Source organism: Pantoea latae, from assembly GCF_002077695.1.
GTDB classification, from domain to species: domain Bacteria; phylum Pseudomonadota; class Gammaproteobacteria; order Enterobacterales; family Enterobacteriaceae; genus Pantoea; species Pantoea latae.
The window spans coordinates 17,839-29,964 of record NZ_MWUE01000028.1 but is presented as its reverse complement, the minus strand read 5'-3'; the positions used below and the strand labels follow the sequence as shown (position 1 = coordinate 29,964).

Here is a 12,126-nt window from a genome sequence, read left to right as displayed (position 1 = left end):
GCGTCTCAGGCCGGGCGCTGCGCCGCCTGGCCTGCATAACGCAGCGTTTTTAAATTCCCCTGCAGCACCAAATCCTGTTTCAGCATCGACACCTGTCGGCTGATCAGCGCTGACTCGCGTCCTGCCGTCAGCTTCGCGCGCCACTTCTCCGGCACTGCTTCAAGCTGCGCATAGATCGCCTCCAGCGAACCAAAGGTTTGCAGCAGCGTTTTCGCGCTTTTCGGGCCGATGCCTGCCACACCGGGGATCTTGCTGCTGCTGATGCCGCACAGCCCCCAGTAGTCGGGCAGCCGCTGCGGCGCGACGCCGAATTCGCTTTCGATAAACGGCAGATCGAGCCAGCGCTTCTGAAAGTAGTCGCGAATGCGGATCTGCGGCGCCAGCAGCTGGCAATAGCCTTTATCGGTCGAGACGATGGTCGCCTGATGGCCCGCCTGCGCCATTTTGACCGCCAGCGTCGCCGCCAGGTCATCCGCTTCATCCGCCTCGGCGGTCCAGCAGCTGACGCCCGCGCGGCGAAACGCCTCCTGCAGCGCGGGCAGCTCGGCCTGTAGATCCTCCGGCATCGGCGGCCGGCCGCTTTTATAGTCTGGCAGCAGCTGATGACGCCAGCCCTGATGGCGCTGTTCGCTGTCGAAAACCGCCACGACGTGCGTCGGCTGCGTATGCCCCAGCAGCTGGCGCAGCGCCGCGACGCACCCTTCGACGCAGGGCGATCCCTGCACGGCGTGCAGACGGCGTATCAGATTGAGCGCGTCTACGATAAGAAGGTGAAATGACATAGGCTAAACGGCAGCCCCTGCGGGCTGCCTTCCTTGCGTTTATTTAATGATTTCGTAGCAGGGGATATAGGCGGTGCCCGGCAGCTTCATGCGGTGCTGGGCGACGAACCCCTGCAGCAGCTCATCCATGCGGCGCATAATGTCCGGCTCGCCGTGCAGTTTAAACGGGCCTTTTTCACGGATTTCGCGGATGCCAATCTCTTTCACGTTGCCGGCGACGATGCCGGAGAAGGCGCGTCGCAGGTCCGCCGCCAGCTGCTCTGCCGGCTGGCTGGTGTAGAGATTGAGGTTGGCCATGTTCTCATGGGTCGGCAGAAAGGGCTTCTGCAGGTCGGGCGAGATGCGAATCGACCAGTTGAAGCTGTAGGCGTCGCCGGTTTCCCGACGATACTCTTTCACCTGCGGCATCGCTTTTTTCATCAGGCGCGCCACTTCGGCGGCATCGTCAATAACGATGGTATAGTGCTTGCGCGCCGCTTCGCCCAGCGTGTTGACGATAAAGTCGTCCAGCACGTGGAAGTAGTCAGCGCTCTCGCGCGGCCCGGTGAGGATCAGCGGCAGCACCTGCTCGTGGTTCTGCGGGTTCATCATAATCCCCAGCAGATAGAGCAGCTCTTCCGCCGTGCCGACGCCGCCCGGGAAGATAATGATGCCGTGCGCGATGCGCACAAACGCCTCGAGCCGCTTTTCGATATCCGGCATGATGATCAGTTCGTTCACCAGCGGATTCGGCGGCTCGGCGGCGATGATCGACGGCTCGGTCAGCCCGATAAAGCGGCTGTCGCGGTAGCGCTGCTGCGCATGGCCCACCGCCGCGCCTTTCATCGGCGCTTCCATGACCCCCGGCCCACAGCCGGTGCAGATATTCAGCTCGCGCAGGCCGAGCTGGGTGCCGACGTTGCGGCAGTACTGATACTCCACCGCATTGATTGAGTGACCGCCCCAGCAGACCACGGTGTTCGGGTACTCCCCGATGTGCAGCGCGCGGGCGTTGCGCAGAATAGAGAAAACCTGGTTGGTGATATGCGCCGAATCATCCGGCGGCGCCTCTTCCATCCCGGCAATCGCCAGCTGGCCGTTAACGAACAGAATGTCGCGCAGCACGGCGAACAGGTTGGCCTGCAGCGAGCGGATGATGCGCCCGTCGACAAAGGCCTCTTCCGGCGGATTGATCAGTTCCAGCTTAACGCCGCGCTCGCGGCGCAGCACGTTGATGTCGAAATTCTCAAAGCGGGAAAGCAGTTCGTGGCTGCTGTCGGTCTGGCTGCCTGAATTCAAGACGGCGAGCGAGCAGTTGCGAAACAGCTGGTAAAGGTCGCTGCTCGCCGTGCGCTTGAGCATGTCGACTTCCAGCTGAGACAACAAATCCATCGAGCCAAGAGGGCTGATATGCGTAATCAAATGAACTCCTTTACACCCGCCTGGGTGACTGATGACACCGCTGTCGCGGTGGCGAAAATCCCTGGTCGGCAATCCTCCGATCGCCGCCTTCAACAGAGTGCCTTGTCGACCGCGAATGCTCAAGGGGAACGCAACCCCTGACGCGCAGGCTGCGAGAGGCCTCGCAAAGCTACTGGCGCACCAGTCGGGAAAAGCCGGGACGGAAGGGCACGTTGCTGCGCCAGGGATTAATATCCAGCCCGCCACGGCGCGTGTAGCGCGCATAGACTGTCAGCTGCTCAGGGCGACAGAAACGCAGCAGGTCGTTGAAAATGCGCTCCACGCACTGCTCGTGAAACTCATTGTGCTGGCGGAAAGAGATCAGATAGCGCAGCAGCGCCTCGCGATCGATGCGCGGGCCTTTGTAGCGGATCATCACCGATCCCCAGTCAGGCTGGTTGGTGATCAAACAGTTGGATTTCAGCAGATGGCTAACCAGCGTCTCTTCAACCACCTCGCTGCCCGCCGCCTTGGCCAGATAGTCGGCATTAAAGCGGTAGTCGCTAATTTCAATATCCTGCTCGTCGATGCAGGAGCCGCTAAACTGACCGATAGGCTGGCCTTCCAGTTCGCTCAGACGGAACAGCGCCACGCTGACCTCGCCCTGCGCGCAGGCACCGAGATCGCGCTCCAGCGTCTGGCGCACCTCGCCCCAGTCGGCGAAACGCGTCTGGTTAAAGCTGTTAAGGTAGAGCTTAAAGCTCTTCGACTCGATAAGATGTTCGCTGGTGGCGTTGAGCACCACCTCGCCCAGCGCGACCTGCGGCACGCCCTTGCTGTTAAGCCAGGAGAGTTCGTACAGGGTCCAGATATCCGCGCCGCTAAAGGGCAGCGAATCGGACTGCAGCCCCAGCGGCGTCCGGTTCAGACTGCGCGGCACCGCCTGCAGCAGGCTGGGATCGTACTTATCGTGGTAGGCTGTGGGTTTGCCCAGGGTCAGGCTGCTCAGCGCCTGATCCTTTTCATATAAAGACATAGCGGTTACCCGTGAGACAAAACAAAGTGGATCAGTGTAACCCATCAGACGTGAGAAAAAGAGTGATGCAACAGACTGTGGACGCCCTGCGCGAATTTACCACCCGCTACTGCAATGCCTGGCAACAGCGCACCGGCCATGCGCCCGCCAGCCAGGCGCTTTACGGCGTGCCGTCGCCCTGCATCGTCGCCACCCAGGCGGACGAAGTCTGGTGGCAGCCGCAGCCCTTTACGTTGCCCGCGACGCTGGAGGCGGTTGAGCGCGCGCTGGATCTTCAGCTGCAGCCGGATGTCGCCGCGTTTTACACCGCGCAGTTCGCCGGCGATATGGCGGCGCGCTTTGAGCAGCGCGAGCTGTCGCTGCTGCAGGTCTGGAGCGAAGAGGACTTTGTCCGGCTGCAGGAAAATTTAATCGGTCATTTGATTATGAAGCGCCGCCTGAAGCAGACGCCGACGCTGTTTATTGCCGCCACCGAGTCAGAGCAGGAGATCGTCTCGCTCTGCAACCTGAGCGGCGAAATCATTCTCGAACAGCCTGGCAGCAAAAAGCGTGAGGTTTTAGCGCAAAACATTCAGATATTTCTTACGAATTTACAACCGGTTACTGGCTGATTTGCAGACATTGGCTGTCAGTATTGTGCGATATCTCTTACATGCTTTGTGAGAGATTGGCATTTTAATCCAGGGACATCCAGAAGTCTGCAATGTAAAAATATTGTGAATCATCGACTTAATGGCGATAGTCCTAAATTTGGTCTATAAACAAATAGCGTAACGCTTTTTAGTACCTTGTTTATTCAGCTGCCTCTGCCAGAATAGTCAGCAGTTGGCAGGAAGCCAGAGGATTAAAGATAGCGTCAGGATACGTCATGCCAGGAGGCGGGACCGTAACGGAGTTTACGTCACATGGAAGGCTTCAGGATGAAGCAGGATACTCAGGAGAGAGTCAGGGACACCTCCAGGAAGGAGAACGAGAGCCGCACATGATGGGTGGCGGGCCTGGATGCCAAAGGAATTATCAGGATGATAAGCGCAGGATGGCGCGCAGGAAAAGTTGTCACGGATGAGCAGGGAGCATCAGCGTAGCGGGAAAGCTGCAAACGAACCGGGAGCACTGTTTTAACAGTGCTCCCTTTTTTTGCGCCCGCGTCCGGCGGTGGTATGCTTGCCGCCCGAATTTACCGCTCGCTGGAGGTGGCGTATGACCCCTTTACTGTTACAACGGCTGGAGCAGCTCGAAACGCTGCTGCGCGATCATCAACACTGGCAGGAGACGCCCCCCTCCGCCAGCGCGCTCGCCAGCGATCAGCCTTTCTGCCTCGATACCCTGGAGCCGCTTGAGTGGCTGCAGTGGGTGCTGATCCCGCGCCTGCGGGCGCTTATTGCCGCGCAGCAGCCGCTGCCGCAAAACTTCGCCATCGCGCCCTATTTTGAAGTCGCGCTGGCCGCCGCGACGCCAGGCCATGCGCCGATCCTGCGCAGTCTGACCCAGCTCGACGCGCTGTTTATGGACGATCGCGCCTGATGCTGGAGATTATCTATCAGGATGAGTGGCTGGTGGCGGTCAACAAGCCCGCCGGCTGGCTGGTGCACCGCAGCTGGCTGGATCGCAAAGAGAAAGTGGTGGTGATGCAGACGGTGCGTGACCAGATCGGCCAGCACGTCTTTACCGCGCATCGCCTCGACCGTCCCACCTCCGGCGTGCTGCTGATGGGCCTCTCCAGCGAGGTAGGGCGGCTGCTGTCGCAGCAGTTCGAACAGCATCAGATGCAGAAAACCTACCACGCGGTGACGCGCGGCTGGCTGCAGGAGAGCGGCACGCTCGACTATCCGCTGGTGGAAGAGCTGGACAAAATCGCCGATAAGTTCGCCACGCAAGCGCGCACCGCGCAGCCGGCGGTGACCGATTATCAGGCGCTGGCCTGGGCGGAAATGCCGGTGGCGATCGGCCGCTACGCCAGCGCGCGCTACAGCCTGCTGCAGCTCTCGCCGCGCACCGGCCGCAAGCATCAGCTGCGGCGCCATATGGCGCATCTGCGGCATCCGATTATCGGCGACACCACCCACGGCGATCTGCGGCAAAATCGCGGCGCGGCGCAGCAGTTCGGCGCCGATCGGCTGATGCTGCACGCCAGCAGCCTGGCGCTGACGCATCCCATCACCGGCAAGCCGCTGGTGATCCGCGCCGGGCTGGATGCGGTATGGCACCAGCTGGCGCAGCAGTTCGGCTGGCAGGCGGCGTTCGCCGCCGCGGGACTTGAGTTTGCCGACGCGGCGGGCGAGGATAGCACTTCAGCTTAAGGAGCAGGCATATGGCGAAGATTGGCATTTTTGTAGGTACGGTATACGGCAACGCGCTGTTGGTGGCGGAAGAGGCGCAGCCGATTTTACAGGCGCAGGGACACGAGGTCGCGCTCTATGACGATCCGACTCTGGCGCAGTGGCAAGGCTACGGCGGCGACGTGGCGCTGGTGATCACCTCGACCACCGGGCAGGGCAATTTTCCGGACAACATCGCCCGACTCTATCAGGATGTCAAAGATAAGCTGGGTTATCAGCCGACGCTGCGCTACGGCGTTATCGCGCTGGGCGACAGCAGCTACGACCACTTCTGCGGCGCGGGAAAAACCTTTGACGCGCTGCTGCAGGAGCAGAGCGCAACGCGCGTCGGCGAGGTGCTGCTGGTGGACGCCACCGAGCATCCCGAACCAGAGTCGGTCACCTCGCCGTGGGTGGAAGCCTGGGGCAAAGCGCTTTAAGCCCATCGCGCGCGGCGTGCCTGCCGCGCGCGTGGCGCATCAGGTCACCGGCGCCGGGTTAAACACCGCCAGCTGATTGCGAATGCCCCAGCGATCCGACCAGGTTTGCTGGCGGCCGCTGGCGATATCCAGAATCAGGTTGAACAGCCGCCAGCCGACCTGTTCAATGGTCTCTTCGCCGGTGGCGATGGTGCCAGCGTTAATATCCATCAGATCGTGCCAGCGCTCGGCCAGCGCGTTGCGCGTCGCCATCTTGATCACCGGGATCGCCGCCAGTCCGTAAGGCGTGCCGCGTCCAGTGGTAAAAACCTGCAGCGTAATGCCCGACGCCATCTGCTGCGTGCCGCAGACAAAGTCGCTGGCGGGCGTCGCGGCGTAGATCAGCCCGCGCCGCGTTGGACGCTGGCCCGGCGACAGCACTTCGACAATCGGGCTGCGCCCCGACTTGGCGATCGATCCCAGCGCTTTTTCCACCACGTTCGCCAGCCCGCCTTTTTTATTGCCGGGCGAAGGGTTGGCGCTACGGTCGGTTTTACCCTGATCGAGATAGTCGTCATACCACGCCATCTCTTCCAGCAGCCGCTTGCCGACCGTTTCATCGACCACGCGCGGCGTCAGCAGGTGGATCGCATCGCGCACTTCGGTCACTTCCGAGAACATCACCGTGGCGCCGCAGCGCACCAGCAGATCGGAGGCGAAGCCCACCGCGGGGTTCGCCGTCACGCCGGAAAAGGCGTCGCTGCCGCCGCACTGCATGCCGACCATCAGCGCCGAGGCGGGGCAGGTTTCGCGCTGACGCTGGTTGAGCCGCTCAAGGTGCCTTTTCGCCACGCTGAGGATCTCCTCCACCATGGCGCCAAAGCCGATATGGCGCTCATCCTGCAGCCGCACGATGTCATTATCATCCAGCGAAATCGCCTGCACGTCGTCGGTGCCGGTCAGCAGCCGTTCCGGCTGTAATTTTTCGCAGCCGAGGCTCACCACCATGATTTCGCCGCCGAAGTTGGCGTTGAGCGCCAGGTTGTGAATGGTGCGGATCGGCACCACCGCCGCCGGCGCGTTAATCGCCACGCCGCAGCCGTAAAGATGGTTCAGCGCCACCACGCCGTCGACGTTGGGGTAGCGGGGCAGCAGATCGCGCTCAATAATCTGCACCACATAGTCCACCACGCCCGCGACGCAGTGCACGCTGGTGGTGATGCCAAGCAGGTTGCGCGTGCCGACGCTGCCGTCGGCGTTGCGGTAGCCTTCGAAGGTGTAGCCCTCCAGCGGCGGCAGATCGGGCGGCACGTTGGTCGCCAGCGGCAGGCTGGCGAGCGGCGGTGCCTCGGGCAGCGCCACCAGCGACTCGTCAATCCAGCTGCCCTGGGGGATATCGCGCAGGGCATAGCCGATCACTTCGCCGTAGCGCAGAATAGCCGCGCCCTGCGCAATAGCGGCCAGCGCGACTTTGTGTCCTTGCGGCACATGCTCCGTCAGCGTCAGCCCGTCGGGAAATTGTGTGCCGGCCGGCAGTCCCTGGTTGTTGACCACGATTGCGACATTGTCGTTTTCATGGACTTTGATGCAGAGCGGCGGCTCTTTGGTCATGGGGTTCATCGCTCACCTTCCAGTCATGCGCCGTACGTGGCGGCGCGTTATCGTTCTCAGAGACGCACATCGAATTTGCCAGCTTTAGTATATGGAGGGGATTTGCCCGCCGCATTGTGCAACTGAACGGCATTAAGGCGAGAAATCACCGCTTTTTGGTTCGCTTTTCCAAAAGCAAGTGAAGAGTCTCACAAAGCGCCCGCCCGCTGCTTATTTCTTAAGCATTTTGATGCCAAAAAACCGGGTTCCGTGAAGCGCGCCGCAGTCGGCTGTGCAACTGCCAGATAATCGCTGTCAATCAAAGGAAATTGTCAGGCGTTCTTCCAGTGCCTCCCGCTTTTGCCCTTCCTATACTGGCTTTCGTTATTCGACGTTAGGTTATTCGTCACGACGCACTATCGGTTTGCCCCTATAAAAAAATCGCCGTGTTTAACCCGACTTCTCTCTGATACCCAACGCGATGTGTATGCAGTCAGAGCGAATGTAGCGAACGCTATATTTCAGGAGTGCATCATGAATAGTTACAGCCAGACGGCGGAAGCGGTGCAGAAGCGCACCAACGCCCGCTACTGGATCGTGGTGATGCTGTTTATCGTCACCTCGTTCAACTACGGCGACCGCGCCACTATTTCCATCGCCGGTTCCGCCATGTCGAAAGATATCGGCCTCGACTCTGTCGGTCTGGGCTACATCTTCTCGGCGTTTTCCTGGGCCTACGTCATCGGGCAGATCCCCGGCGGCTGGCTGCTGGACCGCTTCGGCTCGAAACGCGTCTACTTCTGGAGCATCTTTACCTGGTCGCTCTTTACCCTGCTGCAGGGCTTCGTCGATATCTTCAGCGGCTTCGGCATCATCGTTTCGCTGTTTCTGCTGCGCTTTATGGTCGGCCTGGCGGAAGCGCCTTCCTTCCCGGGCAACAGCCGCATTGTGGCCGCCTGGTTCCCGGCACAGGAGCGCGGCACCGCCGTGGCGATTTTCAACTCCGCGCAATATTTCGCCACGGTGATCTTTGCGCCGATTATGGGCTGGCTGGTGGCGGAAGTGGGCTGGGCGCACGTGTTCTGGTTTATGGGCGGTCTCGGCATCATTCTCAGCTTTATCTGGCTGAAGGTGATCCACGATCCCAACGACCATCCCGGCGTCAATAAAGCGGAGCTGGAGTATATGGCGCAGGGCGGCGCGCTGATCAATATGGATGCGAAAAAGGCGGAGCACAAAGTGAGCTGGAATGAGAAGTGGTTCCAGATCAAGCAGCTGCTCTCCTCGCGCATGATGCTGGGCATCTATCTCGGCCAGTACTGCGTCAACGCGCTGACCTACTTCTTTATCACCTGGTTCCCGGTCTATCTGGTGCAGGCGCGCGGCATGTCGATCCTGAAAGCGGGGATGATCGCCTCGATTCCGGCGGTGTGCGGCTTCCTTGGCGGCGTGCTTGGCGGCGTCATCTCCGACTACCTGATGCGAAAAACCGGCTCGCTCAATATCGCGCGTAAAACGCCGATCGTGCTCGGCATGCTGCTCTCTATCAGCATGGTGATGTGTAACTACAGCGACACGGAGTGGGTGGTGGTGTTCTTTATGGCGCTCGCCTTCTTCGGCAAAGGCATCGGCGCGCTGGGCTGGGCGGTAATGGCGGATACCGCGCCGAAAGAGATCAGCGGCCTGAGCGGCGGCCTGTTCAATATGTTCGGCAACCTCTCCGGCATCGTGACGCCTATCGCTATCGGCTACATCATCGCCACCAGCGGCTCGTTTGAAGGCGCGCTGATCTATGTCGGCATCCATGCGTTTGTCGCCGCGTTTAGCTTCCTGGTGATCGCGGGTGACATCAAACGTATCGAACTGAAGCACCGGACCTGAGGAGAGAGTATGAACACGCAAAGTTCACCGGTTATCACCGAGATGCAGGTGATCCCCGTCGCCGGATACGACAGCATGCTGCTGAATATCGGCGGCGCGCATAACGCCTGCTTTACCCGCAATATCGTGGTGCTGACCGACAGCGCCGGCCATACCGGCGTTGGCGAAGCGCCAGGCGGCGACACCATCTATCAGACGCTGGTGGAGGCGATCCCGCAGGTGAAAGGGCAGCAGGTGGCGCGCATGAACCGGCTGGTGCAGCAGGTGCACAAAGGCAACCAGACCGCCGATTTCGACACCTTCGGCAAAGGCGCCTGGACCTTTGAGCTGCGCGTCAACGCCGTGGCGGCGCTGGAGGCGGCGCTGCTCGATTTGCTCGGTCAGGCGCTTGGCGTGCCGGTGGCGGAGCTGCTCGGCCCCGGCCAACAGCGCGACGAGGTGACGGTGCTGGGCTATCTCTTCTATATCGGCGACCGGGAAAAAACCGATCTGCCCTATCAGAGCGGCGAAAAGGGCGGCCATGACTGGTATCGCCTGCGCCACCAGCAGGCGCTGACGCCGGACGCGGTGGTGCGGCTGGCCGAGGCGGCGCAGGACAAATACGGCTTTAAGGATTTCAAACTCAAAGGCGGCGTGCTGCCGGGCGAGCAGGAGATCGCCTCCGCCGTGGCGCTTAAGAGGCGCTTCCCGGACGCGCGCATCACTGTCGATCCCAATGGCGCCTGGCATCTGGACGAGGCGATCCGCCTCTGCAAAGGCATGGGCGACGTGCTGACCTATGCAGAAGATCCGTGCGGCGCCGAGCAGGGCTATTCCGGGCGCGAGGTGATGGCGGAGTTCCGCCGCGCCACCGGGCTGCCGGTCGCCACCAATATGATCGCCACCAACTGGCGCGAGATGAACCATGCGGTGATGCTCAACGCGGTCGATATCCCGCTGGCCGATCCGCACTTCTGGACGCTGAGCGGCGCGGTGCGCGTGGCGCAGCTCTGCGACGACTGGGGGCTGACCTGGGGCTGTCACTCCAACAACCACTTCGATATTTCGCTGGCGATGTTTACCCACGTCGGCGCCGCCGCGCCGGGCAAACCGACCGCCATCGACACCCACTGGATCTGGCAGGAGGGCGACCAGCGTCTGACCAAACAGCCGCTGCAGATCCGCAACGGCAAAATCGCCGTGCCCGACGCGCCGGGTCTCGGCATTGAGCTGGACTGGGATCGGCTGCGCCAGGCCAACGATCTTTATACATCGCTGCCGGCGGGCGCGCGCAACGACGCCACCGCCATGCAGTATCTGGTTCCCGGTTGGACCTTCGACCGCAAGCGCCCGGCATTTGGCCGCGCCACAGTGTAAGGAGCAGGAAATGAGTTCGACACCGAAAGTCACAGCGATGCAGGTTATTCCGGTAGCCGGATATGACAGCATGTTGCTCAACCTGAGCGGCGCGCACGCGCCTTTTTTCACCCGCAACATCGTGATTATCAAGGACAACGCAGGCCACACCGGCGTCGGCGAAATTCCCGGCGGTGAGAGAATTCGTCAGACGCTGGAGGACGCGGCGTCGCTGGTGATCGGCAAAACGGTCGGCGAGTACAAAAACGTGCTCAGCCTGGTGCGCAGCACCTTCGCCGATCGCGATTCGTCGGGGCGCGGCAGCCAGACCTTTGACCTGCGCACCACCATCCATGTGGTGACCGGCATTGAGGCGGCGCTGCTCGACCTGCTGGGCCAGCATCTGCAGGTCAACGTCGCCACGCTGCTGGGCGACGGTCAGCAGCGCGACCGCGTCGAGATGCTCGGCTACCTGTTCTACATCGGCGATCGTAAGAAAACCGCGCTGCCTTACCAGAGTCAGGAAGATGAACGCTGCGACTGGTATCGCCTGCGCCACGAAGAGGCACTGACGCCGGACGCGGTGGTGCGGCTGGCCGAGGCGGCGTACGACAAGTACGGCTTTAACGACTTCAAGCTCAAGGGCGGCGTGCTGCGCGGCGGCGAAGAGGCGGAAGCGGTGACGGCGCTGGCGAAACGCTTCCCGGAGGCGCGTATTACCCTCGATCCCAATGGCGCCTGGTCGCTCAACGAGGCGATCCTGCTCGGCAAGCAGCTGAAAGGGGTGCTGGCCTATGCGGAAGATCCGTGCGGCGCGGAGCAGGGCTATTCCGGCCGCGAAGTGATGGCGGAGTTCCGCCGCGCCACCGGCCTGCCGACCGCCACCAATATGATCGCCACTGACTGGCGCCAGATGGGCCACACGCTGTCGCTGCAGTCGGTCGATATCCCGCTGGCCGACCCGCACTTCTGGACCATGCAGGGATCGGTGCGCGTGGCGCAGATGTGTCACGACTTCGGCCTCACCTGGGGCTCGCACTCCAACAACCACTTCGACGTCTCGCTGGCGATGTTCACCCACGTCGCGGCCGCCGCGCCGGGCGCCATTACCGCCATCGATACCCACTGGATCTGGCAGGAAGGCAATCAGCGCCTGACCAAAGAGCCGCTGCAAATTAAAGGCGGCATGGTGCAGGTGCCGCAGAAGCCGGGCCTCGGCGTCGAGCTGGATATGGATCAGGTGATGCAGGCCAATGCGCTCTATCAGAAACATGGGCTGGGCGCGCGCGACGATGCGCAGGCGATGCAGTTCCTCGTGCCGAACTGGACCTTCGACAATAAGCGTCCCTGTCTGGTGCGCTAACTTTTTCGCTCCCTGCGGGGAG

General features: G+C 61.5%; 11 protein-coding genes. 7 read left to right on the top strand and 4 right to left on the bottom strand.

The window, feature by feature from the left end:
- Positions 1–5: 5 nt before the first annotated feature.
- The 3 genes from xni to queF form a co-directional block, all read right to left on the bottom strand.
- Positions 6–782: a flap endonuclease Xni gene (gene xni / locus B2J69_RS18920; RefSeq protein WP_081141183.1), complete on the bottom strand. Its 777-nt coding sequence runs from the start codon at positions 780–782 to the stop codon at positions 6–8.
- 39 nt (positions 783–821) lie between these two features.
- On the bottom strand, positions 822–2,183 hold the full coding sequence (gene ppnN, locus B2J69_RS18915; RefSeq protein WP_081141182.1) for a nucleotide 5'-monophosphate nucleosidase PpnN: 1,362 nt from the start codon (positions 2,181–2,183) through the stop codon (positions 822–824).
- 169 nt (positions 2,184–2,352) lie between these two features.
- Entirely contained in the window at positions 2,353–3,198 is an 846-nt protein-coding gene (queF, locus tag B2J69_RS18910; RefSeq protein ID WP_081141181.1) for an NADPH-dependent 7-cyano-7-deazaguanine reductase QueF, read from the bottom strand.
- A gap of 62 nt (positions 3,199–3,260) precedes the next feature.
- On the opposite strand from queF, the gene syd reads away from it, so the two are divergent.
- From syd to B2J69_RS18890, 4 genes are all read left to right on the top strand, one after another.
- Positions 3,261–3,809: a SecY-interacting protein gene (syd, locus tag B2J69_RS18905; RefSeq protein WP_081141180.1), complete on the top strand. Its 549-nt coding sequence runs from the start codon at positions 3,261–3,263 to the stop codon at positions 3,807–3,809.
- 589 nt (positions 3,810–4,398) lie between these two features.
- Positions 4,399–4,722: a YqcC family protein gene (locus B2J69_RS18900; RefSeq protein WP_081141179.1), complete on the top strand. Its 324-nt coding sequence runs from the start codon at positions 4,399–4,401 to the stop codon at positions 4,720–4,722.
- Entirely contained in the window at positions 4,722–5,498 is a 777-nt protein-coding gene (truC, locus tag B2J69_RS18895; protein WP_081141178.1) for a tRNA pseudouridine(65) synthase TruC, read from the top strand. The genes B2J69_RS18900 and truC overlap by 1 nt, the downstream gene beginning before the upstream one ends.
- A gap of 11 nt (positions 5,499–5,509) precedes the next feature.
- Entirely contained in the window at positions 5,510–5,956 is a 447-nt protein-coding gene (locus tag B2J69_RS18890) for a flavodoxin (protein ID WP_081141177.1), read from the top strand.
- Positions 5,957–5,995: 39 nt separating this feature from the next.
- Here the strand turns inward: B2J69_RS18890 and garD are convergent, their stop codons facing one another.
- Positions 5,996–7,555 carry a galactarate dehydratase gene (gene garD, locus B2J69_RS18885; RefSeq protein ID WP_081141176.1) on the bottom strand — a complete coding sequence of 520 codons (1,560 nt, stop codon included), beginning with the start codon at positions 7,553–7,555 and terminating at the stop codon, positions 5,996–5,998.
- A gap of 504 nt (positions 7,556–8,059) precedes the next feature.
- On the opposite strand from garD, the gene B2J69_RS18880 reads away from it, so the two are divergent.
- From B2J69_RS18880 to gudD, 3 genes are read left to right on the top strand one after another with little or no spacing between them, the layout of a single operon-like run.
- Complete coding sequence (locus B2J69_RS18880; protein ID WP_081141175.1) at positions 8,060–9,406, top strand: MFS transporter; 1,347 nt, start codon at positions 8,060–8,062, stop codon at positions 9,404–9,406.
- Between the two features lie 9 nt (positions 9,407–9,415).
- Complete coding sequence (locus B2J69_RS18875) at positions 9,416–10,762, top strand: enolase C-terminal domain-like protein (RefSeq protein ID WP_081141174.1); 1,347 nt, start codon at positions 9,416–9,418, stop codon at positions 10,760–10,762.
- A 10-nt stretch (positions 10,763–10,772) separates the two neighbouring features.
- Positions 10,773–12,104, top strand: coding sequence for a glucarate dehydratase (gene gudD, locus B2J69_RS18870; RefSeq protein ID WP_081141173.1), 1,332 nt, complete (start codon positions 10,773–10,775; stop codon positions 12,102–12,104).
- Positions 12,105–12,126 lie beyond the last annotated feature (22 nt).